We start from the raw sequence: 23,244 nt of genomic DNA, 5'->3' as shown, positions 1-23,244 counted from the left end.
TCGAATCCCGTCCGTTATTGTTCATACCACCATGACAAGGCACGGTCTTCGATCTGCCTGATCGCTGCACGCTTTGCCGTCGTGTAACTTTCTCTGTCGGACGAAAAAGTTTTCGACAGCTTTAATTTTATCTGACCGTAAAGTGCCGCATCTTCCTTATGGGTTCTCAAATAATCACGGAAAGCCAGAAAACGGATCGCATCTTCTGTCTGATCATCAAACAGATACAGATCGAAGAGAGGCTGTCCCTGCTGATTTTCTTTCACAAAGAATCGGTGATTCTGCAGATCGGCGGTAGCCGTGCGTCGGTAACCGATGCTTTTCAAACGATCATTCAGCTGATCCGCCGCATTCAAATTTGAAATCCCGGCGAGTATGTCCACGACAGGCTGAGCAGCCATCTGCGGAATTGATGTACTGCCGATATGCTCGATTGCAGTAAGCATCGGCTGAAGACTGCGGACAATTCTGGCCGACTCCCGCCGATAGTCGTCGGTCCAGTCTTCCCTGTAAGGAACAATTACGATACCTTCCGACATCATCTGACCTCCATTGCCGGCGAACATCCGTTTTGTTCCGGCTCATTCATTTTACCACATGATGCAAAAGCGAAAAAAGGATCGTCCGCAATGGACGATCCCCCAGATGAAGAAGATGAAAGGAAATTCAGACTCTTTGGCTTTTTGCATCCGGGTGACTGAGCAGTCTGAAAGAAAATGCCGATCAAGTCATTCTTGTCAACAGATTCAACCCGGTGCTGCTTGCCGGAAGACTGGATTAAATTCCATTCCCCTTCGCTCATTATCATGTCCGGAACAGAAAAACTGATTCCTGCCATTTCTTTCTAATTCTCTCTCAGCTCAGTTTACGACGAAGTACCGTTTGCAGGATGCCGCCGTTTCTGTAATAGTCAATCTCGACTTCACTGTCAAAACGGACGGTGACGTCAAACGGCGTCACTTTGCCGTCTTCAGCGACGGCTTGAGCCTTAACGGTATCCCCCGGCTGAACATGGCTGTCGATAGCAATACTGATGCTTTCCTTACCGGTCAGGCCAAGTGAATCCGCCCCTTCGCCCGGTTTGAACTGCAGCGGCAGGACACCCATCATCACCAGATTGCTGCGATGGATCCGTTCAAAGCTTTGGGCAATCACGGCTTTGATCCCGAGCAGATTCGTGCCCTTAGCCGCCCAGTCGCGCGAGCTGCCCATTCCGTAATCTTTACCAGCCAGGACGACGAGACCGGTACCGTCTTTCTTATAGTTCATTGCCGCATCATAAATCGGCATGACGGTGCCTGTCGGCCAGTACGTCGTAAATCCGCCTTCTGTGCCCGGGGCAATCTGGTTCCGGATCCGAACATTTGCGAAAGTTCCGCGCATCATCACCTCGTGGTTGCCGCGACGCGAGCCATAGGAATTAAAGTCGAACATCTTCACGCCTTTGCCGAGAAGATACTGCCCCGCCGGGCTTTTCGGCGCGATCGAACCGGCCGGTGAAATATGATCTGTTGTTACGGAATCCCCGAATTTTCCGATCACACGGAGATTTTCAATCGGTTTGATCTCTTTCAGTTCCGCAGACAAGTGCTCGAAGAAAGGCGGATTCTGGATATAAGTGGAGTCGGGATCCCAGTCGTAGAGCTCGCCTTCACTGGTTTTAATGGCATTCCAGCGATCATTCTCCGTAAACACGCGGGAATACTCTTTCTTAAACATATCCGGACTGACCGACCGGTTCATCACTTCTTCAATTTCCTTGTGTGATGGCCAGAGATCCTTGAACGTAATATCGTGACCATTACTGTCTTTACCGAAAGAATCATGAGCCATATCGAAATGAATGTTTCCGGCCAGCGCAAAAGCGACAACGAGTGGCGGAGAAGCCAGATAATTAGCCCGGATCAGCGGATGGATTCTTCCTTCAAAATTCCGGTTGCCCGACAGAACGGCTGAGACAGTCAGGTCATTCTCGGTAATTGCCTTCTCGACCGGTGCGGGCAGCGGTCCGGAATTTCCGATACATGTCGTACAGCCATAGCCGACCAGATCGAAGCCGAGTTTTTCAAGATACGGCATCAGTCCGGCCCGGGTCAGATAGTCCGTAACGACTTTCGAGCCGGGTGCCAGGCTCGTTTTTACATAATCCGGAACGGTGAGTCCTTTTTCAACTGCCTTCTTGGCCACAAGGCCGGCGCCAATCATAACGCTCGGATTACTAGTATTTGTACAGCTGGTGATAGCAGCAATGACCACCGCGCCGGTCTTCAGTTCTGTCTTGCTGCCGTCTTCGTGGACAGCATAGCCTTTTTTATTAATCTCATCAGATTTCAGACCAAAGCCGTGATTGCCGGACGGACGGGTCAGTGTCGCCGCAAACTCATCTTTTATTTCAGTCAGCGGAATCCTGTCCTGCGGCCGCTTCGGTCCGGAGAGGGACGGCTGAACATCAGAAAGGTTGAGATCAACCACTTTGGTAAAGCGTGGCTCCTTCGCATCGGGACCATAGAACAGGCCGTTTGCCTGACAATAATCGGCAACCAGTTGAACGGCTTCATCGGTCCGACCGGTCAGATGCAGATAATCGAGAGTGACCTGATCCACCGGGAAGAAAGTAGCGGTAGCCCCGTTCTCAGGCGACATATTGGACACCGTTGCACGATCCGCCAGGGACATATGAGAGAGACTCGGGCCGAAAAATTCAACAAACTTACCGACAACGCTTTCTTCTCTGAGCAACTGTGTAACCCTAAGGGCCAGATCCGTCGCCGTCGTCCCTTCCGGAAGCCTTCCTGTGAGCCGGACGCCGATGACGTCAGGTACCGGGAAATAGGATGGCTGCCCAAGCATGCCGGCTTCGGCTTCGATCCCGCCGACGCCCCAGCCGAGCACGCCCAGACCGTTGATCATCGTCGTATGGGAATCCGTACCCACCAGCGTATCGGGATAAGCCAGCAGCCCGCCGCCTGCTTCTTTTACAGCATGGACAACTGATGCCAGATATTCCAGATTCACCTGGTGGACAATCCCTGTTGCCGGAGGAACAGCACGGAAATTCTTAAATGATTTCTGGGCCCACTTAAGAAATTTATACCGTTCACCGTTCCGCTCAAATTCGCGATTCATGTTGAAAGAAAGGGCGTCCGTCGTGCCAAACCGATCGACCTGAACAGAATGATCGACGACCAGATCCACAGGTTTTTCCGGATTGATCTCCTCAGGATCACCGCCCAGGTCGGCCATTGCCTTTCTCAATGACGCCAGGTCGACAACCGCGGGAACACCGGTAAAATCCTGAAGAATGATCCGTGAGGGATTAAATGGCACATCAATTCGTTTATCCAGCGCTTCAGTTCCCCACCGTGCCAGATTCTCGACATGCTCCGTTTTAATCACTTTCCCGTCGCATTGCCGTAAAACCGCTTCCAGAAGTACTTTAATCGAATAGGGAAGTCGTTCAATGTCGCCAAACTCGTTCAATGCATCCAGGCTGTAGTAATTGTAGGTTTTTCCACCGCTGGTAAATTGTTTGCGCGCGTGAAAAAAATCTTTCAGCCGTTCCCCATTTTTAACCGTGCTCGTTGCCATACCTTCACCCTCTCCTTTATTCCATCAGAAACGTCTCAATTATTATCTTACGAGATTGACACATATAAGTAAAATCATTCATTCTTAAAAGCTCACCCCCGATCCGAGGATCAGGGGTGAGTCTGAAATAACGTTCATTTACGCGGCAAGTGAACAACAAATTTATATCGATCTGCACGATAGAGAGATCTTGTCAGTTCGAACGGGATGCCGTCGATCAGTGTCGACACACGTTCAATGAGCAGCACCGGAGACCGCCTGGGCACATCCAGAACCCTGGCTTCCCCTGTGGTAACCTGCGCTGCTTCGACCGTCTGATCCGCGTAATCAATCGTTTTGCCGCAGGTCTTTTCAACATAGTCGTAAAGTGAACGGTCGGCTTGCGCAACGGTAAATCCCGGAAACAGGACTGACGGAACATAGGTTGTTTCAAGTGCTACCGGACACGCATCGGCAAAACGGACACGCCGGACTTCGACTACCTCATCGTCGCCTTTGAGCAGCAGTTTCCCGGCCACTTTTTCCGGTGCCTTTATTTGTCTGAAACCAAGAATCTTACTTGTTGGTTTCAGCCCCCGTCCAATCGTATCCTGTGTAAAACCGTTCAATATGTTCAACGGTTTCTCGAGCTTCCGCCGGCCGGAAACAAAAGTCCCTCTTCCTTGCGAACGTACGAGAATACCCTTGTGAACAAGGTTGGTAATCGCCTGTCTGACGGTCATGCGTGAGACATGGAACTGATCGGTGAATGCTTTTTCTGAGGGAATCCGGTCTCCCTCTTTCATTCCTTTCGCATCAATCAGTTCTTCAATATACTGTTCGATCTGAAAATATACCGGAACAGGCGACCGCCTGTTGATCATTTCGAAATCCCTGCCCTCTCCTGACCTGCCAGAGATAATGCTTCCTCATCGGCAATCACCGTAACATCCGGATGAGAAATCAAGGCCGATGCCGGAAAATCATTCTCCGGCTTACTGTATTTAAGGAATTGTTTCATCGCCTCTGCCTTATTTTTACCGGATACGATCAGAAGAATCTGTCTGCTCTTGAGGATGGTCCCGATACCCATGGTGATGGCGCGCTCCGGTACATCTTCCGGACGGGAAAAATAACGGGCATTGGCAGCGCGGGTCGACTCTGTCAGGCGAACGATGTGTGTTCCGATCGAAAAGGAACTGCCCGGCTCATTAAATCCGATATGACCGTTTCTTCCGATGCCCAGCAGCTGCAAATCGATGCCGCCAAGCCGGTCAATCAGCTGATCATAATCGCGGCATGCGCGGTCAAGATCCAGCGCCTGACCATCCGGTACATGATGCTGTGCCGCCGGAAGATCAATAAAACGAAATAAATGCGCTTCCATATATGCATGGTAGCTGTTCGAATCGGAAGTGCCGAGCCCGACATATTCGTCCAGATTCACAGTACGAATTTTCCGGTAGCTGGTCCGGTTGGCGTGATGGTCTTCAACAAGATGCCGGTAGGTTTCCACCGGCGTGCCACCTGTTGCCAGTCCGAGCACGGCATCGGGTTTCCGGCGGACCAGGTCTGAAATCAGTGAGGCAGCTTTGATCCCCAGTTCTTCTCTATTTTTCACTTCAATAAGTTTCATTTCTGAACGATCTCCTTTCTCTGATAAGCAATTTCGCCCCGGCAGACAGTCAGCGCAAGCTGATTGTTCTTGTCAAGAACGATGAAGTCAGCATCTTTGCCAATTTCGAGGGAGCCTTTTCGGTCAAAGACATTGCACTGAAGTGCCGGATTAATCGCGCCCATCTGAACAATATCTTCGATCGTCGCATCGGTGAAGGCGAGCATATTGCGGAACGCCTGATCCATTTTCAATACGCTTCCGGCAATGGTTCCCGAAGAGAGGACAGCAAGCCCGTCTTTGACATGAACTTCCTGCCCGCCAAGATCATAAGTTCCGTTCTTAAGACATTTGGCACGCATCGCATCGGTGATCAGAATCATCCGGTCGCTGCCCTTAAGTTTATAGGCAAGATTGACCATGCCCTGGCACACGTGTTTGCCGTCACAGATCAGCTCCGTGTACAGTCCGTGATGCAGCAGAGCGCCGCCGAGGATTCCCGGTTCACGGTGATGCATCCCCCGCATCCCATTGTAAACATGAGTGACCTGAGTTGCTCCGGCATCGATGGCACGGATCACATCTTCATCGTAACCGTTACTGTGCCCTATGGACGCAACCACACCCTGAGCGGCCAGGTGGCGGATCAGTTCCATACCGCCCTTGATTTCTGGAGCAAGTGTCACTTCCCTGATGTGATTGCCACTCAATTTCTGCCAGTTGTCGAAGCGTTCCGTATCTGCGTCGGAGATATATTCTTCAGGCTGTGCCCCGCACTTCTCCTTACTGATAAACGGTCCTTCGAGATGAACGCCGAGTATTTCTGCTTCACCCGGCTTCTGATGGCCGATGACCTCGGCGGCATTTTTTAATGCTGCCTGAATCGCTTCTTCAGACTGAGTGATGGTGGTCGCCAGAAAAGAAGTGGTCGCTTCTTCAGGCAAGACTGAAGCAATGGTGCTCAGCGCTTCGTGAGTCGCATCCATGGTGTCCGCTGCATTGGCCCCATGAATATGCATATCAATCATTCCCGGAATACACTTGTATCCGGCAGGAAACTGAATCACTTTATCGCCGGGTTGTTCCAGTGAATGTCCGACACCGACAATCTTTCCGTGATCAAACGTCAGAGTTCCATTTTCAATCCAGTCATGATTCGAATAAATTGAACAGCCGACTACTTTACTGACCATTGTTACCGCTTCCTTTTTTCTTTTAGTTTACCACAACGTGCTAAATATGTATAGACAACTAGACATTGATCTGTAAAAAAATCAGAAAAGATCGATTTGCCGGGAAGCCAGTCCTGAATAATGCAGACCAAGCAGCCCGATCAACTGCCGGGCATTATCGGCAGCAGCCCCGCCGGAATTATTATTAAACAGGATGCAGCTATTCTGCACGCGGCGGGCAAGCGCGGCCACATAGCCCGCAAGCTGATCCATTTCTTCGGCGGAATAGCGGTACAGGCAGCGTACTGCCTGCCAGTTCGGTCCGTGATTCAGCCAGCCGGCTGTGTTTCTCCCGTGCAGACGGATAAGTACAGAGTCACCCCAGCCTGTCAGTCCGATTGTAATCAAAATGAATCTCCCTTCATGCAGCAAATAGGATCACGAATGAATAATCAGCCTCTGAGCAGCTTACGATACTGACGATACATGGAAAGACGCCAGGGCAGAATCATTCCGAAGGCGAGAATAAAGAAAAAGGATCCGGTCTGCGGCAGACTGACCGCTTGCTGCAGGGCCATCTTCATCAATGTCCGGATGACGAGCAGACTGACAAGAATCAAAGCAAAGGCCTTCGATCTCTTAAGATAAACCGCATCTCCCGTACGCTCAAACTTCGACGTACGGATCAGCAACAAGGAAAAGACCATACCGGTCAGAAAAGCAAGCAGCCCTTCCCAGGCCGGAAGCCAGGTGCCCGGGTAAAGAAACATCAGAAATCCTGTTGCCATAAATACCGGCGGCAGCAGTAACTTTTTTGCGTTTGTCGGATGCTTCGACGCTTTCAGCCGGATCACAATCACCATGGCAGCAAAAAGTACGCCGATAAGAACACCTGATAATTCTTCGAACATGTCGTTCATCTCCAGACAGTATGATGACCCTGAAACCGATCATCAGCTGTTTTTTAATGCTTTATGAATGATCTTCTCACAGATGAGGTGAGTTTCCAAAGCATCTGACTTGGTGATCGGTTCATTCAGGTGGTTGCTTAAGGCGTCGATAAAGGCACGGACAATCTGCTCAAAGCCCCGCTTGTAAAGCGTACTCTCCCAGTCGCCGAAGGGTATCCTGGTGGTTTCGATTCCCCTGATTTGTTCCAGCTCAGTTAGATTCCGGACAAAATATTCACCGGAGGGCGCAATCGCCTGAACGGATTCCCGATTGACACCGCTGATCCGGTTCATCAAGGCCACCGCAAGCTGCTGTCCGGCATGAAAAATTACGGTCAGGTCGGTATATCTGCCCTGCCGGTTCTTGCGTGCATGAACATCGATTGTTTCCACCGGCTCATCCAGCAAAAAGCGTATGGTATCGACAACATGGATAAAGTCGTCATAAACAAAGGTACGAATTTCTTTCGGATCATTAATCCTGTTTTTCTGGTAGACAATGGTCGATTTTTCACGAACTTCGGCCAGCCGGCGATTCATCGGAGCAAACCGCCGGTTAAATCCGGTCATCAGCAGTACCCCCTTGCTCTCGGCAAGACCGGTCAAATGCTTTGTTGTTTCGAATTGATCCGACAAAGGCTTATCGATATAGACAGAAATACCGTGATTCAGCAGTTTCTCAACAATTTGCGGATGTGCTGCAGTTGCCGCATGGACAAACGCTGCAGTGATACCGCTTGCAATTAAATCATCAAGCGAGGTATACAGGCTGTCCCAGCCGTACTGTTCATGAAGCTGCTCCAGCGTCTGTTCCTTCCGCGTGCAGAAGCTGAAAGACACGCCGTCCAGTCCGGCATAAACCGGCAAATAGGCCTTCTGCGCAATTGACCCGATCCCTACGACACCGATATGCACTTCAATCATCTCCATTAATCGCTTTTCTTCTATTATTTAATCCATTCTAGCATGAATCTGTCTGCAAACCGATTTGCCTGATTAAAAAAATCCGCCGGCTGTAACGTGCATCCGGCGAATTCTTCTTATTTCATCTGATTGTTAATGGCTTTCATCATTTGATTGATCTTCTTCGTCGATGGATGCTGGCCCATCTGATTCATCATCACGCGCAGCATTTGTTCATTGATCGGCGGATTCTTTTTCAGATAGTTCATCATATATCTACGGGCGATCAGGAAGCCAAGTATCAAACCGACGGCAATACCGACCACGCCAATTAATATGTATAACCACAGCATTTATCCGCTCCCCCTTCTGTCAAATTTCCATTACTCAGTTTACACTATCGCATGAAATCAGGTCAACTGCTTCCGGGCGCATACCCATAAAAAAAGGCGATCTATCTAAAGTTGACTGATAGAACGCGTTCTGAAGGAGGATGAAATATAACCTGACGGTGAAGGCAAGGATAATCACCGAAAGGAACTAAACATATTTTAATCGGCAAACCCTGATAGGGATGCACGCGATTAAACGAATTTACAAAGTGTATCAGTACAGTGCCATCTCAAATACCCTTTGTTATATAACAGTATAGCACAGAAAAACTGTCTTGCAAACCGAAAGACAGTTTTTTTCCATGATTTTATTACTGCCGTAAGTGCAGAAGGATTTGTGAAATCAATTCTTGACCGGGAGAACCAGCTTCTGGTTGATTTCGATATGATTACGCGACACTCCGTTTTCGTCTTCCACCCACTCAATGAACGACTCCGTCGACAGCCCGGGCTGCACCGAATGATATTCTCTGGCAATGGACCACAATGTATCCCCCTGGCCGACCGTGATCGTTTTGTATTCTGCATGATCTGCCACCGCCCGGCCGGTGAGAGACAGGAACAGAAAAAAAGCAACAAGAATCAAAACAATGAGGTAGGAAAATCCTTTAATCCGGTGGTTGGCGAAAAATGTGTACATTAAAATCCCTCCGTTGAAATCTGCTGTCTGTTATAAGGAATATACGTTCCCGCGAATATGCGTTCGTATGTTCGTTGATTTGATTATATAGCGAACACCCGTTTGCGTCAACCGTTCGAACAAATGTTTGCACAATGATTTTCGAATGCTATAATTAAATAAGTAATCTGGTTTTTACACTGTAAAACAATCTGTGCAACTTGTTTAAAAACCATGCATTCTTGTCCGGTATGAGCGATCTGTTCTTCATCCAGCCGGTCAGGCCATGAAAAAAGCGCAGGATGCCGCATGCACATCACGCTGCGTCAAAGGAGCTGTAACATGAAAATCTCAAACCGTCAGCAGGCAATACTGGATTTTATCAAACATGAAGTGGCGGCAAAGGGCTATCCGCCTTCAGTCCGTGAAATTTGTAGCGCCGTGGGACTGGCTTCGAGTTCGACCGTCCACGGACATCTTGAACGCCTTGAGAAAAAAGGACTGATTCGTCGGGACCCGACAAAGCCGAGAGCCATCGAGATTCTGGATCACGACAATGATATTTACAGTGAAAAATCTGTGCCTGTTCCCGTTATTGGCAAGGTGACGGCCGGTATGCCGATCAGCGCTGTCGAAAACATTGAAGAATATTTCCCTGTACCTTTTTCCATGGTGGAAGATAATGAAGCATTTATTTTGAATGTTTCCGGAGAAAGTATGATCAACGCAGGCATTCTTGATGGCGATAAAGTCATTGTCCGGCAGCAGAGTACGGCTGAAAACGGCGAAATTGTTGTGGCGATGACCGAGGATGATGAAGCAACGGTTAAACGCTTTTTTAAAGAGAAGAATCACATCCGCCTTCAGCCGGAGAATCCGTCGATGGATCCCATCCTTCTTGACAACTGCACCATCCTTGGCAAAGTCATCGGCGTGTTCCGGACAATACAGTAAGGCGCATTGTCCGGTCTGTGAAAAACGAAATGGATCGATACTTCGGAGCCGGTTTTAACCGGCTCCTGTTTTTTATCGGGAGGGATTTCCGGATCCACAGTGAACCGGATATACAATATCAGAAAAATTGGTTAAAATTAAACTATAAAAGATGAGGTGAGTGCAATGAACGAATCATTGAAAAAGATTTTTCTCGTTGGCCTCGGTGTCACGGCGGCGGGCAAAGAAAAAGCGGAGAAAGTGCTGCGTGAACTGAGCGAAGGCGGCGGTGCAGCTGCCGAAGAAGCAAAGTCGTACCTGACAAAGCTCAATAATAAAGGAAAGGATAAGAAAGATCAGCTGCAAAATGATTTCAATAATGAGATCAGGAAAACCATCGAAAATCTGGGCTTTGTGACAGTGGATCAATACAATGAGCTGGCTGAACGTATTGCGGCGCTTGAAAAAAATTCAAAGACTGCCGATCAGGATGAAGCAGCAACCAGGGGATCAGACGATCAGGCAACAGACAGGTGACAACGATGATGGGAAGACGCATTCGTCACATTAAACGATACCGGGAGATTGTGACGGTGCTCGTGAAATACGGTTTCGGTTATATGGTCCGGGATGTCGGTTTAACCCATCTCCTGTCGCTGCCCAGACAGATGGCAGCGGATTTTTCCGGCTCAGGATCAGAATCAAAGCCTGTCGGCCGAAAAATCTGCCTGATGTGTGAAGAGCTGGGGCCGACATTTATTAAACTTGGGCAGATGCTGAGCCTGCGCGCCGATCTGATACCGGAACTGATTGCCGACGAGCTCCGGCAGCTTCAGGACCAGGTGACGCCTGTTCCTCCGGAAGCTATTAAAAAGATCATTGCTGACGAACTGGGTGCTCCGGCAGAAACAGTGTTCGCGTCCTTCGACGATCACTGTCTGGCTGCCGCCTCCATCGCACAAGTATACCAGGCTCAGCTCAAAACAGGCGAACACGTGGTGGTCAAGATCAGACGTCCGAATATCGACGCTGTCGTCACGACGGATATCGAAATTCTGACCGATCTTGTTTCACTTCTTGAGAAGCATTATGATTGGGCCCGGGATTTCCAGCTGAGTGATGTCGTCGATGAATTTTCCAAAGCGATCCGGATGGAAATGGATTATCAGCGCGAGGGACGCAATACGGACAAACTGTATCGCTTCTTCAACGACCGTAACGAGATTATCATCCCGAAAGTATACTGGCGCTACTCAAGCAGTCAGATACTTACGCTCGACTATATCCGCGGTGTTAAATTTGCTCAATTGTTTGACGACGCGGCGTTCAATCGCCGGACCATCGCCGAACGGCTGGTACGCTCATTTCTTGATCAGGCGCTGACAGCCGGTGTTTTCCACGGAGACCCGCATCCCGGAAACCTTCTCTTCTTTCAGGGCAACAAAATTGCCTACATTGATTTCGGACAGGTCGGGATTCTGAACACAGAGATGCAGCATGAGTTTGCCAATCTGATCATCGGCCTGATGAAAGGCGATACCGACCTGCTGTTCCGGACCATCGAGCAGATGGCATCCATGCCGGAAGATCTCGACGATCGGCTGTTCAAGGCAGATCTTGAACTGCTTCGTGATAAATACTACAACATTCCCTTTAAGGAAATTCATATTGGCGAAGTGATCGGGGATATCTTTGAAACGACGAAGAAAAATCATATTCGTATTCCGAAGAACTTCACTTTGCTGGGAAAGGCGCTCATCACCCTTGAAGGACTGATCTCAAAACTGGATAATCAAATCAGTATTCTGGAGCTGGCGGAGCCATATGGGCGTAAACTGATGCTGCGCAGGATCAGTCCGGAACATCTGTCCAAAAAACTGATTAACGAATTTTACGATTTCACCGAGAACAGTGCACAGATTCCATCGCTGCTGCGAAAAACACTGACGCATCTGTATAAGGGAAAGACACACGTTGAAATGGAACTGCCCCAGCTGGAAACCCTGCTTGCCAGACTGGACCGCGTTGCCAACCGGATTTCCTTCAGCATCATCCTGCTGGCTTTCAGTATTATCCTGACCGGCATCATTCTTGGCGAGGCATTCGGGAGCCACCCGGTCTTAGCCGGTTTTCCTGTTCTTGATATTGCCGGTGCCATTGTCGCTTTCATGCTGCTGGTCGTGCTTTTCGCCATTTTAAGGTCCGGCCGCTTTTAATCAGCAAAAATAGTCCGGTGAACCGGTATCACTCCGCTCCGCTCATTCTGGTCGGCCCCCCGCATCTTTTCACTTTTCCATGACCATTTTAAAGATTCGCTGTCCAACTGCAGCATCCTTGCCGGCGACGAAGCGGTTTAGCGATTTTTGGACGTTTAGGATCTGTTCCGGTGTTTCTTTTCCGAATAATTGCAGTTGCCTGTCTGCCTCAGCTGCAATCTCTTTGATCTCTTCCTCGTTGACTGCCCGTCCGGCAAGATACAGTGCGGCGAGGCGGTTCGGGCTCGGAACCAAAGTCTGCCAGGCAGCCCCCGGTTGATTTGAAATGATCCGGCAGACAACGCCGGCTGTGACCTCCGCCACGGCAATCAGAACATCCTGCTGGCTGAACGGGACGGAACATGCCTCCTGTTTCAGCTCATCACGGATCTCTTTATCAATAACGTACGGTTCTTTTTTGTACGGGAATCTTTCCTTCAGGCGGCGAAGCACCGATGCACTCCCGGTGCAGGCAACCAGCTGGGTGTCTGAAATCCGGATCAGACTCGGTTTCGCACCCGGCAAAGCGGTAATGTGTCCCTCCCCGTTCACCTCTACCAGTGTTCCGTCACTCACAGCACTGACTCGCTGTGTTGATGCAATAATTGACACGAAACTCATGATGCATACCCCTCTTCTGTTTCATCATCGCATTCATTGATCATTGTAATGCCCGGCCATTCAGCCGTTCATTTGTGCTTCCTCCATTATACCTTTTAAAAAGTTATACAGGATATTTGATACAAGATCATGAAGCACCTGAAAAAGGTTAAAAAAATGAAGCTCGAATATTTGCATTTCCAGGAAAATGTCATAGAATAGACTCGTAAGGTTCACTAGATTGTCAAATTTATAGAGACAGAAACATTGAAATGTGGCAGAACCACATTCAAAAGAAGCTTTTTTATCTGAAGGAGGACTTTCTCTATGGGAAAGATCAAGGCAAGCGACGCTGTAGTCGGTCTGTTTGAGAAATGGGGCATCGACCGTATTTACGGGATCCCCGGCGATTCCATCGACACGATGGTTGAAGCATTAAGAAAACAGGAAAGCAAAATCAAATTTTACACCGTACGTCATGAAGAGGTCGCATCCATGGCTGCTTCAGCCTATGCGAAACTGACGGGGAAGATCGGGGTCTGCCTGGCGATCGGCGGTCCCGGTGCCATTCATCTGCTCAACGGCATGTATGACGCGAAGATGGATCATGTCCCGATGCTCGTACTGGTGGGACATATCCCTTCAAAACTGACGGGTACCGATTACTTCCAGGAAGTGAACACGGTCGATCTGTTCAAGGATGTTGCTGTATATAACAAAGAAGTAACCAGTGCGGAAAGCTTCCCGGCTGTTGCCAATCAAGCGATCCGTACCGCATATCAGAAACGCGGCGTCGCCGTCCTGTCGATTCCGGACGATGTACCGACCGGTGAAATTTCCGATCAGGCACTGCAGCTGAACACCGTTTTTGAGAAAAAGATTCCCGGACTCGTTGAAGATGATCTGAGTGATGCCGTCGCTCTAATTAATGCAGCAAAGAATCCGGTCATCCTTGCCGGTGTCGGCTCAAAGCATGCTAAGAAAGAACTGAAAGCATTTGCAGAGCGCATCTCTGCACCGGTTGCGGTCACGCTCCCGGGCAAGGGTGCCCTGCCGGATGAACATCCAAACTTTATCGGCAATATCGGTAAAATCGGCACCAAACCGGCCTATGAAGCAATGAAGAGTGCCGATCTCCTGATCATGGTCGGTACTGATTATCCTTATGCGGCCTACCTGCCTGAAGGTGCAAAATGTGTTCAGATCGACATCGATCCGGTGAAAATCGGCAAGAGATATTCGGTCACAACAGGCATCGTCGGTGATGCAGCTGAAGCCCTGACTTATCTGACCAGCCACGTCACACCGGTCAGCGACCGTCCGTTCCTGAAAACCTGCCAGGAACATATGGCCAAATGGTGGAGCTGGATGGACGAAGATAAAGAAAATAAGAAAACACCGATTGCGCCACAGGCAGTGATGAAGGCGATCCAGTCGATTGCCGATGACAATGCGATCTTCTCAGTTGATGTCGGTACGGCAACGGTTTGGTCGACGCGTTATCTGCACGTTACCAATCAGGACTTCATTGTCTCAGCATGGCTCGGCACGATGGGCTGCGGGCTTCCGGGCGCAATCGCCGCAAAAGAGGCCTTCCCGGACCGCCAGGCAATTGCGATTTGCGGAGACGGCGCCTTCGCCATGGTGATGCAGGACTTCTCAACCGCTGTTCACTACAAATGGCCGCTGATCGTCGTCATTCTGAACAACAAGCAGCTGTCCTTTATCAAATATGAGCAGCAGTCTGCCGGCCAGTTGAATTACGGCATCAACTTCGGCGATATTGACTATGCAAAATTTGCTGAAGCCTGCGGCGGAAAGGGCTATCGTGTTGAGAAATACGATCAGCTGCACGACGCTTTCGAAGGTGCTAAGAATTCAGATGTACCAGCCATCATCGATGTCTCGGTAAATGCGGATGCCGCTCCGCTCCCGGGCAAAATTGTGATGGATGAAGCTAAGGGCTATGCGAAATTCGCTTCGAAATCGGTCCTTGAAAATCATAAACTTGAGAAAATGCCGCCAATGAAAGATGTTGTCCGCCATTTTCTGTGATTCATGAAAAATTCATCAAAAAGTTCTAAGCTAAAGCATTCGTCTCAACGACGGATGCTTTTTGTCGTTCAGAAAATTATCGCATGACCGGAGCAACGGAAATGGCAATTTTATTTTCCACAAAATGTAATATTGCCGGATTTTTAACCTTAACGGCCGGATTTTCATTCAGACTTATCCTGAACGATCGCAAAAAAAAGCGGCCCCGGTCGGAGGCCAAATAAAATGGAGTATGACGCGAGAAACAGGGGCGATAACCTTGTTCTCATCAATACTTTAACAGCGGATTGTTTAGCTGTTATGAAGCCAGTGAAAAGATCCAGTCAAATTTTCTGACGGGAACAATTATTTTTTCACAACCGGATGGCCGCCGAATTCATTGCGAAGCGCGGCAACGATTTTTCCTGAGAAAGTATCGCTCTCCAGTGACCGATAACGCATCATCAGCGACAGGGCTATAACCGGCGTCGGCAGCTGCATATTCAGCGCTGTTTCCAGTGTCCACTTCCCCTCTCCGGAAGAAGCCATGACCCCGCTAAGTTGCTCAAGATGATTATCTTTGGAGAACGCGTCTTCGAGGAGCTCAATCAGCCAGCTGCGGATCACCGAACCGTGATTCCAGACTTTAGCCACCGCGGCGTTATCATAATTAAAGTCACTTTTCTCAAGGACATCGAATCCTTCGGCAATGGACTGCATCATGCCGTATTCAATCCCGTTATGTACCATCTTGAGAAAATGGCCGCTCCCTGCTTTACCCGTGTAAAGATAGCCGTCCTCAACCGAAATCGCTTTAAACAGCGGTTCGAGATAATCAAACGTTTCTTTGTCTCCGCCGACCATTACACAGGCGCCGCGGCGTGCGCCGCTGATCCCGCCGGATGTTCCTACATCCATAAATGAAACGCCTTTGTCCTTGCACTGCTGATAGTGACGAAGCGAGTCGGTATATTTTGAATTACCGCCGTCAAGCACAATATCGCCCGGATCTGCTAAGGTCAATAAAGCCGTCAACGTCTGATCCGCAGGTTCGCCTGCCGGCACCATCATCCAGAAAACACGCGGCTTGTCCAGACTTTGAACCAATTGTTCAATTGTTGTGAAGGCTGTCACGCCGTTAATTTTCTCTGCTTTTTGGACCGCCGCTGCGGACAGGTCAAAGGCTTTGACCTCAAAATCATTTTCTGCCATATTCTGGGCCAGATTATAACCCATCTTCCCAAGTCCGATTAAACCGATACGCATATTCTTTCACCCTATTTCAAAATTTATCTGCAGGTTGTTACCCTTAAACAGTTTACCTCATTTTTCATCTTTGCGTCCAAGTGAAATCTTTTCTCCGGCCGGGGTGATATTCTTTATTCCAGATGAAAGGAACGAAACCATATCATTCCCGGACAGCACCGGATCATTTCCCCTGTTCATTCGTCCGGATTCATTGGCCTCCTGCATCGCAGCGGAAAACGCCAAAAAAAGACACAGTCCAAATTCGGACCGTGCCTCGTAAAATGTTTTATTGAGTAAAACTGTCGTAATCATTATGCCCGTTCGGCCACTGTCTCTGTTTTATCGGCAGCGGATTTCTTCCAGAAGCCAAGAATCAGTCCCGAAATAACCGCGCCGATCAGGATCGCCAGAATGAACAGGAACGGCTGATTACTTAAGGCGACCACGAAGATGCCGCCGTGCGGTGCCGGAATACTGACTCTCCACAGCTGCGTTAATGCCCCTGCGATCGCCGAGCCGACAATACTGGAACCGATGATTCGCAACGGATCGGAAGCGGCAAATGGAATGGCACCTTCGGTAATAAACGAGAGACCCAGAACATAGTTCGTAATGCCTGCTTTGCGCTCTTCTGCAGTAAATTTACCCTTGAAGAACGTTGAAGCAAGCGCGATGGCAAGTGGCGGGACCATGCCGCCGGCCATAACTGCAGCCATCATCAGACCCCCGTTGGACGCGCCGCTGGTGAATACGCCGATGGCAAACGTGTAGGCTGCCTTGTTTACAGGTCCGCCTAAATCGACAGCCATCATACCGCCGAGAACCAGTCCAAGTAATACTGCATTACCGGTACCAAGATGGCTCAGGGCACCAATAAGACCTGTATTGATCCATTTGAAAATCGGATCGAAAATATAGTACATAAGACCGCCCGTAATCAGCAGCCCAAGGACCGGATACAGCAAGATCGGTTTCAGTCCGTCCAGTGCCTTCGGTAAGCCTGCGAATACTTTTTTCAGCAGGATGATGACCCAGCCGGCCAGAAAGCCTGCTGCGAGGCCGCCGAGGAATCCGGCATTGGACGAATAGGCCATAAAGCCGCCAACAATACCAGGCATCAATGCCGGCCGGTCACCGATGCTGACGGCGATATAACCGGCCAGGATCGCAATCAGGAAATGAAAGGCACCGGTATCTCCGCCGGCAACCGCACTCAGCATCTGGAAAATCGTATTGTTCTTCCCAAGATGCTCGAACATGAAGGAAATCGCAAGTAAAATACCACCACCGACAACGAATGGGAGCATATGCGAAATACCGTTCATCAGGTCTTTATAAATCCTGCTCCACACTGATCCGCTTGAACTCCCGGCCGTTTCTTCAACTGCACCGGCCTCCGCATGGTAAACCGGAGCCTGTCCGTGCAGCGCTTTGGTGATCAGTTCTTCAGGCTTGCGAATGCCGTCGCTGACCGGCGTCTGCAGTACCTTCTTGCCGCTAAAGCGTGCCATTTCAACCTTTTTATCCGCCGCGACAATGATGCCGGCGGCACGTGAGATTTCATCCGACGTCAGCACATGTTTGGCGCCTTCTGAACCATCCGTCTCAACACGGATTGAAACACCCATTTCCTTCGCCTTTTTCTTCAGTGCATCTTCTGCCATGTACGTATGTGCAATGCCTGTCGGACAGGCGGTTACGGCAACAACAAATTTTTCATTTGCCGGTGCTTTCGGAGCAGCCTGAGCGGATTCTTTCTTTTCCGCGGCTTCCTTTTCGGCCTGCTTGTCGTCAAACAGTTTGGCAACTTCTGCAGGCGTTTCGGCCTTCTTGACCTGAGCAACAAAATCCTGATCAATCAGAAGCCGGGAAAGTGCTGCCAACGTCTGCAGATGTACATTGGCTGCTCCCTCCGGCGCTGCAATCATAAAGAACAGATAGGAAGGCTTGCCATCCAGCGCCTTGTAGTCGACACCGTTCTTACTGCGGCCAAAAACGACGGTTGCTTCGTTAACAGCTTTCGTCTTGGCATGCGGCATCGCAATACCATCACCGATGCCGGTGCTGGACTCTGCTTCCCTTTTCAGAATCATTTCTTTAAATAGTTTCGGATCATTGATCCGTCCGTTCTTTTCCAGGCTGGCAATCAGTTCGTCAATGGCCTCTTCTTTTGTTGTCGCATGCATGTCCATGACCATTGCGCGCTCAATCATCAGATCTGTAATCTTCACTTCAACTCACTCCTTATTTACGCTATGACAACGGAATCGCTCTGCTCTGAACGGCATGTCCTTTCTACACTAATCATTTCCCTTTCTGTAGAAAAAGTATCCCATCCCCTGGAGATTGTTGTTCCGGTCATACACCTTTTCATTCAACTCCCGTCTTGTCTTGTACCGGACTGGCGCAGTAGACTTTCGTTCGGCTCGAAAGCTCCTCTCTGACTGATTCCGGAAGCGCTTCGGTGATAATAGTAGCCTTCTCCAGATCAAACATTTTGCAGAAAGAGACTTCTGAAAATTTGCTGCTGTCGGCGACAATATACGTCTGACCGGATAGTTCCAAAGCCTTTTTCTTCACTGCTGCTTCTTCCGGATCCGGGGTCGTATAGCCCATCACCGCATCAATTCCGTTTGTTCCGATGAATGCCCGGTCGAAACGGAAAAGATTGAGATTGTCCACCGCCATACTACCGACAACCGCATTAGTCGTCCGCTTCATCATCCCGCCGATTAAATAGCAAAGCACATTTCTCGTCGACAGCGTTTCCGCGTGAGCCGGTCCATTGGTGACAACGGTTACATTTGACGCTGTGATAAATGGAATCATTTCGAGAGTTGTCGTTCCTGCATCCAGATACACGCACTCGTTGTCTCTGATAAAACCGGCAGCCGTTTTAGCAATCGCTTTCTTCTGCTGAATGTTTTTGGACGTTTTCGTTTCCATATCCGGTTCATCGCTTCGGCGCTGAAGAAGCGATGCCCCCCCATGAATCCGTCTCAGCAAATGATGTTCTTCAAGCTCCTGCAGATCACGGCGAACAGTAGATTCTGAAGCATTCAGGGAGCAGACAAGATCCTGGAGTTTGACAACGCGACTGTCTGCAAGTTGCCGCATGATGAATTGTTGTCGTTCTTCAGCTAACATATCTCCGCCTCCACTCTGTTATTGTATCACGCTTACATTCAAAATCAATCGTTTTATGTCAAAAACCTTCAACGCTTACATTTCCGTCACTCCGGCATTTGTCTCTTTCCGGCCACAATCAGCACCAGATCCACCGTCACCTCTGAAATTCCGGTATTAAGCCATTGCTCCACCCTGTCTTTACCCATTTTCCAGGCCAGCGGCGTCATGCGGCTCAGAGCTTTAAGCCCGTCCCGGTCCAGTCTGCGTGTATAGCGTATCGGAATCACTTCACGAATCTCAAGATGATTCTTCAGGTTCTTGATGATCTCTTTATTTGAGTAAGTCGCCTTCACGGTCCCCTCATAAAAAAACGAACGGAGTTCTTTCAAATAATCATTGCCCGGCACCACTTTAATGAGCAGACCGTTTTCCGTCAGGAGTTGTTTGAATACCTGATAATTTGAAGGTGAAAGGATGTTCAGAATCAAACCGGCCGTATGCGGCTTCAGCGGCGGATCGGCCAGATCAGCAACGGTCCAGAGTGTACCCGGATAGTTTGCCGCTGCTTCATGAATACCGGTTTTTGCCAGATCCATGCCGATGCCGGTCACACTGACCTTGTTTCTGCTGCGGAGCCGTTCGCAGATACGGGAGAGATGCGACCCTTCACCGCAGCCCATATCAAGCAAGTAGAACGGTTCCGTATGCACCGGATGCGCTTGCCCGATCAGGGAAACGATCTGATCGAGTGCCGGATTAAAAAATCCGTAATCACCCATGATTCTCTTGCGTGCCGTAAATAAATTCCGGTCGTAATTCGTCTTCACCATCCGTGTGGTCAGATTTAAATAGCCCTGCCGTGTAAAGTCAAAAGTATGATGCTGCGGGCAGGCCATGCTTTCTGTACCGACGACCTTCATATCTTTCCCGCAAACCGGGCATCTGAATATGGCTTCCGATGTTCGGAACAGTTCAGCGCTCAGATCACGTTTGCTGCGCTGTGACACTAAAATCACCTGATTCCTGTAAAATAGCTCTTTTTTATAAATAATGGTGTTCGCTGACGCTCAATTGTTTAAAATGACTGGCAAATGTGGCCGTCTGGAAAAATACTTGTCTATTTTAGCGGTAATCCGGCATCCCGGCAAGCCGATCAGGTAAAATCAGTTCACAAATCTAGTCAATGCGTGTAATATGTATTTAAACATATAGGAAAGGTGTGTTATATATGGCCGGTTCACCTGACAAGCATCAATCGATTCCCCGCCCGCTCGTCCGGACGAATCAATGGGTCATCGTTCTGAGCGTCCTGATTACCTGGCTGAGCGGCTTCTACTGGATACTGCTCCTGCCTCTCGTCGCCGGCATTTCCGGCCTTGTATTTCATTATCAGCCGATCATCCGGCTGGCAAAACGATTTCTGAGGAAACCGGCCTCTGCCTATATTCCGGAAGATCGTGATCAGCAGCAGTTTAACCAGACCATTGCCGTTTCTTTTCTGACCCTTGGCTTTTTCAGCTATCTGTTTCATTTTAAAATTGCGGCTATTGTTTTTACAGCTATCGTCGGTACCGCCGCTTTCGTTGCCATCCTTGGCTTCTGCATCGGCTGCTTTATTCATTACCAGTGGTCACAGTACCGCCTTCGGAAAAAAACAATCCAATAGGCAAATAAAAAAGGGCAGCCGCCCTTTTTTATTTGCTCTTCGTTATTCATTTACTTTTTTGATCCGCCCGAGTTCCAGAAAGTAATTGTCCCGTTTCTTCAGTTGCGCACGGACATCATCACCTGAATATTTATAAAGCCCTTCACCTGTTTTCGTCCCCAGTTTATGCGTGCTCACCAGTTTATTGATCAGTTCCGGTGCCCCTTCACTTTTATCAAGATCCGGCGCAATATTATCAAATACCCTTTTCCATGTGTCCAGCCCCCCGAAGTCCGCGATCCGTGTCGGTCCGACAAAAGCCCAGCGAAATCCCGGTCCGGCAGTGATTGCCTTATCTACATCGTCAGCATCGGCGACGCCCTGCCCGACAAGGGAGAAGGCTTCCCGCATCAGTGCCGTTTGCAGACGGTTCGCAATGAATCCGTTAATCTCTTTTTTCAGGACAACCGGCGTCTTGCCGATGCTCAGGAGCAGGTTCTTCACAGACTGAACAAGATTCAAATCCGTATCCTTCTTCTTTACAATTTCAACCAGCGGAACAAGATTGGCCGGATTAAAGAAATGAGTAATGATAAATTTTCCATCAAAAGATTCACGCGCCGTCAGTTTCGTAATCGGAAATGTGGATGTATTCGACGAAACAACAGCATCCGGTTTCTTGTATGTCGCCAGATCATCGTACAGATTCCACTTCAGGTCAATCACTTCCGGAATCGCTTCAATGATCAGATCCGCTTCTCCTGCAGCCTCTTTAAGATCCGTAGTGAACCGGATCCGACCCAATGCTGCGTTCCGGTCGGCTTCGGTCAGATCACCGGAACCGACCAGCAGGTTCAGATTTTCATGAATATTTTTCTTTGCCTTATCCAGAAACTCCTGCTTAATATCGTTCACGATCACTGAATAACCGCCGACTGCAAATGATTGTGCAATACCGCTCCCCATAACACCGGAGCCAATAACAGAAATAGTTTTGAACATCGGATATGCCTCCAACAGAGTATTGTAAGCGCTGTTATTTTGATCACCTATATTGTAACTTTATGTGTCTAATTTGTGAACATTAATGCTTTTTCAACTGAACCGGATACTCATGATGGATTGAGTGTGTCATCCGCTGAACCGGGTGAATATCCTGACAAAGTGTGGATAAAGACAAGAAACTTTAGAGTCTTGTGGTATTAAGTCAAGGCCTAAGTAATACGTGATTTTTCATTATTCGTGAGCGGTCTTAAAATTTGACAACACTAAACCGGGCCTTCGAAAAATACAAATTTTTCAAAGACTGGAAGGGAAGCCGAAATTACTTCGTTTCGGTTGTCTCACTTCCCTTCGGAGTGTAGAGCAGGTGGTCGCGGAGTAGCACATCCACCAGTCGAACTAATTTTCTTGCGGTCAGGACGAGAGCCCGTTTATGACGAAACTTGGGAACTTCATGGAACTTCTTCAGGTAATAGGCCCGGTAAACCGGGTCCCGGTTTTTTACTGAATTGGCAGCTTCAATCAAGTAATAACGGAGGTACTCATTACCTGTGTGGGTTCGCGGCGTGCGTTCCGCCTGAAAGTGGCCGGACTGAGACACTTTCCAGTAGAGCCCGGCATACTTGGCTAATTGGGCCTCATGGTCGAACCGGTCGATCTGGCCGACCTCAGCGATAAGCCCGGCGGCGTAGACCGGGCCGATTCCGGGGACACTCAGTAGACTTTGCGTCTCCGGAATGATCTGGTACATGGCTTCAATATTTTTATCCAAGCTCTGGATTTGCTTTTTTAATCCGGCAATGATGCGCGCATAACTGGCCAGCACGATGTCTACCGAATCCTGAAGGACTTTGCCCAGACGGTAGGCATCGCGGACGGCCTTTTGAATGACCTGAGCGAGTTTCTCCGGGTCACTAAAGCGGCCTTTGCCCGCCTGGTTTAACCGGGTCGCAAGATCCGCTACATCCATTTGGGCAATGTCATCCAGGGAGAGAGAATCACTGAGGATGTCCATGATCGACGCACTAAAGACAGAAGTTGGGAGCTCTCGGGTCAGCGTGTTGCACTTGTAATAAAGATTTTCCAGAAAGTGCTGCTTACACTCCGTCATCTGATGGATCAGTTGATAACGCGTCCGCGTCAGCCGTTGAAGAGCGATATACTTCTCTTCCTTGATGAT

22 protein-coding genes are annotated in these 23,244 nt (G+C 49.1%); 5 read left to right on the top strand and 17 right to left on the bottom strand.

What is annotated here, in order from left to right:
* Positions 1 to 14 precede the first annotated feature (14 nt).
* The 10 genes from D889_RS0104390 to yneA form a co-directional block, all read right to left on the bottom strand.
* Positions 15 to 539, bottom strand: coding sequence for a GrpB family protein (locus D889_RS0104390; RefSeq protein WP_010631265.1), 525 nt, complete (start codon positions 537 to 539; stop codon positions 15 to 17).
* A gap of 316 nt (positions 540 to 855) precedes the next feature.
* Positions 856 to 3,588 carry an aconitate hydratase AcnA gene (acnA, locus tag D889_RS0104380; protein ID WP_010631267.1) on the bottom strand — a complete coding sequence of 911 codons (2,733 nt, stop codon included), beginning with the start codon at positions 3,586 to 3,588 and terminating at the stop codon, positions 856 to 858.
* A 134-nt stretch (positions 3,589 to 3,722) separates the two neighbouring features.
* The gene (locus D889_RS0104375) at positions 3,723 to 4,451 is read right to left on the bottom strand and encodes a GntR family transcriptional regulator (protein WP_010631268.1); all 729 of its coding nucleotides are present in this window, start codon (positions 4,449 to 4,451) and stop codon (positions 3,723 to 3,725) included.
* Positions 4,448 to 5,203, bottom strand: a complete 756-nt coding sequence (gene nagB / locus D889_RS0104370) for a glucosamine-6-phosphate deaminase (RefSeq protein ID WP_010631269.1) — start codon at positions 5,201 to 5,203, stop codon at positions 4,448 to 4,450. Before nagB ends, D889_RS0104375 begins: the two co-directional genes overlap by 4 nt.
* Positions 5,200 to 6,375: an N-acetylglucosamine-6-phosphate deacetylase gene (gene nagA / locus D889_RS0104365; RefSeq protein WP_010631270.1), complete on the bottom strand. Its 1,176-nt coding sequence runs from the start codon at positions 6,373 to 6,375 to the stop codon at positions 5,200 to 5,202. The genes nagB and nagA overlap by 4 nt, the downstream gene beginning before the upstream one ends.
* A gap of 81 nt (positions 6,376 to 6,456) precedes the next feature.
* Positions 6,457 to 6,762 carry a DUF72 domain-containing protein gene (locus D889_RS0104360; protein WP_010631271.1) on the bottom strand — a complete coding sequence of 102 codons (306 nt, stop codon included), beginning with the start codon at positions 6,760 to 6,762 and terminating at the stop codon, positions 6,457 to 6,459.
* Positions 6,763 to 6,806: 44 nt separating this feature from the next.
* Positions 6,807 to 7,265 carry a CcdC family protein gene (locus D889_RS0104355; RefSeq protein ID WP_010631272.1) on the bottom strand — a complete coding sequence of 153 codons (459 nt, stop codon included), beginning with the start codon at positions 7,263 to 7,265 and terminating at the stop codon, positions 6,807 to 6,809.
* Positions 7,266 to 7,307: 42 nt separating this feature from the next.
* Positions 7,308 to 8,234 carry a Gfo/Idh/MocA family protein gene (locus D889_RS0104350; RefSeq protein WP_010631273.1) on the bottom strand — a complete coding sequence of 309 codons (927 nt, stop codon included), beginning with the start codon at positions 8,232 to 8,234 and terminating at the stop codon, positions 7,308 to 7,310.
* Between the two features lie 110 nt (positions 8,235 to 8,344).
* Complete coding sequence (locus tag D889_RS0104345; RefSeq protein ID WP_010631274.1) at positions 8,345 to 8,560, bottom strand: YneF family protein; 216 nt, start codon at positions 8,558 to 8,560, stop codon at positions 8,345 to 8,347.
* 382 nt (positions 8,561 to 8,942) lie between these two features.
* Positions 8,943 to 9,239 (bottom strand): cell division suppressor protein YneA, encoded by a 297-nt coding sequence (gene yneA / locus D889_RS0104340; protein WP_010631275.1) that lies wholly within the window; start codon positions 9,237 to 9,239, stop codon positions 8,943 to 8,945.
* 321 nt (positions 9,240 to 9,560) lie between these two features.
* On the opposite strand from yneA, the gene lexA reads away from it, so the two are divergent.
* The 3 genes from lexA (at position 9,561) to D889_RS0104325 (ending at position 12,367) form a co-directional block, all read left to right on the top strand.
* Positions 9,561 to 10,172: a transcriptional repressor LexA gene (lexA, locus tag D889_RS0104335; protein ID WP_010631276.1), complete on the top strand. Its 612-nt coding sequence runs from the start codon at positions 9,561 to 9,563 to the stop codon at positions 10,170 to 10,172.
* A gap of 165 nt (positions 10,173 to 10,337) precedes the next feature.
* Complete coding sequence (locus D889_RS0104330; protein ID WP_010631277.1) at positions 10,338 to 10,688, top strand: phasin family protein; 351 nt, start codon at positions 10,338 to 10,340, stop codon at positions 10,686 to 10,688.
* Between the two features lie 8 nt (positions 10,689 to 10,696).
* A complete protein-coding gene (locus D889_RS0104325) occupies positions 10,697 to 12,367 on the top strand; it encodes an ABC1 kinase family protein (RefSeq protein ID WP_010631278.1) in 1,671 nt (556 codons plus the stop codon).
* A 69-nt stretch (positions 12,368 to 12,436) separates the two neighbouring features.
* Here the strand turns inward: D889_RS0104325 and D889_RS0104320 are convergent, their stop codons facing one another.
* Positions 12,437 to 13,027 (bottom strand): hypothetical protein, encoded by a 591-nt coding sequence (locus tag D889_RS0104320; protein WP_010631279.1) that lies wholly within the window; start codon positions 13,025 to 13,027, stop codon positions 12,437 to 12,439.
* Positions 13,028 to 13,333: 306 nt separating this feature from the next.
* Here D889_RS0104320 and D889_RS0104315 point away from each other — a divergent pair, with 306 nt between their 5' ends.
* On the top strand, positions 13,334 to 15,061 hold the full coding sequence (locus tag D889_RS0104315; RefSeq protein ID WP_018962166.1) for a pyruvate oxidase: 1,728 nt from the start codon (positions 13,334 to 13,336) through the stop codon (positions 15,059 to 15,061).
* 345 nt (positions 15,062 to 15,406) lie between these two features.
* On the opposite strand, the gene gnd is transcribed toward D889_RS0104315, so the two are convergent.
* The 4 genes from gnd to D889_RS0104280 all read right to left on the bottom strand — a co-directional run bounded on the left by gnd (position 15,407) and on the right by D889_RS0104280 (position 20,433).
* Complete coding sequence (gnd, locus tag D889_RS0104300) at positions 15,407 to 16,306, bottom strand: phosphogluconate dehydrogenase (NAD(+)-dependent, decarboxylating) (RefSeq protein WP_010631281.1); 900 nt, start codon at positions 16,304 to 16,306, stop codon at positions 15,407 to 15,409.
* Between the two features lie 293 nt (positions 16,307 to 16,599).
* Positions 16,600 to 18,519: a PTS fructose transporter subunit IIABC gene (locus D889_RS0104290; protein ID WP_010631283.1), complete on the bottom strand. Its 1,920-nt coding sequence runs from the start codon at positions 18,517 to 18,519 to the stop codon at positions 16,600 to 16,602.
* A gap of 139 nt (positions 18,520 to 18,658) precedes the next feature.
* Positions 18,659 to 19,435, bottom strand: a complete 777-nt coding sequence (locus D889_RS0104285) for a DeoR/GlpR family DNA-binding transcription regulator (protein WP_010631284.1) — start codon at positions 19,433 to 19,435, stop codon at positions 18,659 to 18,661.
* 86 nt (positions 19,436 to 19,521) lie between these two features.
* The gene (locus D889_RS0104280) at positions 19,522 to 20,433 is read right to left on the bottom strand and encodes a putative RNA methyltransferase (protein WP_238537587.1); all 912 of its coding nucleotides are present in this window, start codon (positions 20,431 to 20,433) and stop codon (positions 19,522 to 19,524) included.
* Between the two features lie 212 nt (positions 20,434 to 20,645).
* Between D889_RS0104280 and D889_RS0104275 the strand changes: the two genes are divergently transcribed.
* On the top strand, positions 20,646 to 21,083 hold the full coding sequence (locus D889_RS0104275) for a DUF4395 domain-containing protein (RefSeq protein WP_010631286.1): 438 nt from the start codon (positions 20,646 to 20,648) through the stop codon (positions 21,081 to 21,083).
* 42 nt (positions 21,084 to 21,125) lie between these two features.
* Here D889_RS0104275 and D889_RS0104270 read toward each other — a convergent pair whose 3' ends face one another.
* Positions 21,126 to 22,064 carry a 3-hydroxyacyl-CoA dehydrogenase family protein gene (locus D889_RS0104270; RefSeq protein ID WP_010631287.1) on the bottom strand — a complete coding sequence of 313 codons (939 nt, stop codon included), beginning with the start codon at positions 22,062 to 22,064 and terminating at the stop codon, positions 21,126 to 21,128.
* Between the two features lie 322 nt (positions 22,065 to 22,386).
* Positions 22,387 to 23,244: IS110 family RNA-guided transposase (locus D889_RS0104265; RefSeq protein WP_018962164.1), on the bottom strand; the 858-nt coding region annotated here is incomplete at its 5' end.

The organism is Sporolactobacillus vineae DSM 21990 = SL153 (assembly GCF_000377985.1).
GTDB classification, from domain to species: domain Bacteria; phylum Bacillota; class Bacilli; order Bacillales; family Sporolactobacillaceae; genus Sporolactobacillus; species Sporolactobacillus vineae.
This window is presented reverse-complemented; position numbering and strand designations above follow the sequence as displayed.

Coding starts and splice junctions, on each gene's coding strand:
- D889_RS0104390 (WP_010631265.1), bottom strand. CDS start 539: ATGTCGGAAGGTATCGTAATTGTTCCTTACAGGGAAGACTGGACCGAC.
- acnA (WP_010631267.1), bottom strand. CDS start 3,588: ATGGCAACGAGCACGGTTAAAAATGGGGAACGGCTGAAAGATTTTTTT.
- D889_RS0104375 (WP_010631268.1), bottom strand. CDS start 4,451: ATGATCAACAGGCGGTCGCCTGTTCCGGTATATTTTCAGATCGAACAG.
- nagB (WP_010631269.1), bottom strand. CDS start 5,203: ATGAAACTTATTGAAGTGAAAAATAGAGAAGAACTGGGGATCAAAGCT.
- nagA (WP_010631270.1), bottom strand. CDS start 6,375: ATGGTCAGTAAAGTAGTCGGCTGTTCAATTTATTCGAATCATGACTGG.
- D889_RS0104355 (WP_010631272.1), bottom strand. CDS start 7,265: ATGTTCGAAGAATTATCAGGTGTTCTTATCGGCGTACTTTTTGCTGCC.
- D889_RS0104350 (WP_010631273.1), bottom strand. CDS start 8,234: ATGGAGATGATTGAAGTGCATATCGGTGTCGTAGGGATCGGGTCAATT.
- D889_RS0104345 (WP_010631274.1), bottom strand. CDS start 8,560: ATGCTGTGGTTATACATATTAATTGGCGTGGTCGGTATTGCCGTCGGT.
- yneA (WP_010631275.1), bottom strand. CDS start 9,239: ATGTACACATTTTTCGCCAACCACCGGATTAAAGGATTTTCCTACCTC.
- lexA (WP_010631276.1), top strand. CDS start 9,561: ATGAAAATCTCAAACCGTCAGCAGGCAATACTGGATTTTATCAAACAT.
- D889_RS0104330 (WP_010631277.1), top strand. CDS start 10,338: ATGAACGAATCATTGAAAAAGATTTTTCTCGTTGGCCTCGGTGTCACG.
- D889_RS0104325 (WP_010631278.1), top strand. CDS start 10,697: ATGGGAAGACGCATTCGTCACATTAAACGATACCGGGAGATTGTGACG.
- D889_RS0104320 (WP_010631279.1), bottom strand. CDS start 13,027: ATGAGTTTCGTGTCAATTATTGCATCAACACAGCGAGTCAGTGCTGTG.
- D889_RS0104315 (WP_018962166.1), top strand. CDS start 13,334: ATGGGAAAGATCAAGGCAAGCGACGCTGTAGTCGGTCTGTTTGAGAAA.
- gnd (WP_010631281.1), bottom strand. CDS start 16,306: ATGCGTATCGGTTTAATCGGACTTGGGAAGATGGGTTATAATCTGGCC.
- D889_RS0104285 (WP_010631284.1), bottom strand. CDS start 19,435: ATGTTAGCTGAAGAACGACAACAATTCATCATGCGGCAACTTGCAGAC.
- D889_RS0104275 (WP_010631286.1), top strand. CDS start 20,646: ATGGCCGGTTCACCTGACAAGCATCAATCGATTCCCCGCCCGCTCGTC.
- D889_RS0104270 (WP_010631287.1), bottom strand. CDS start 22,064: ATGTTCAAAACTATTTCTGTTATTGGCTCCGGTGTTATGGGGAGCGGT.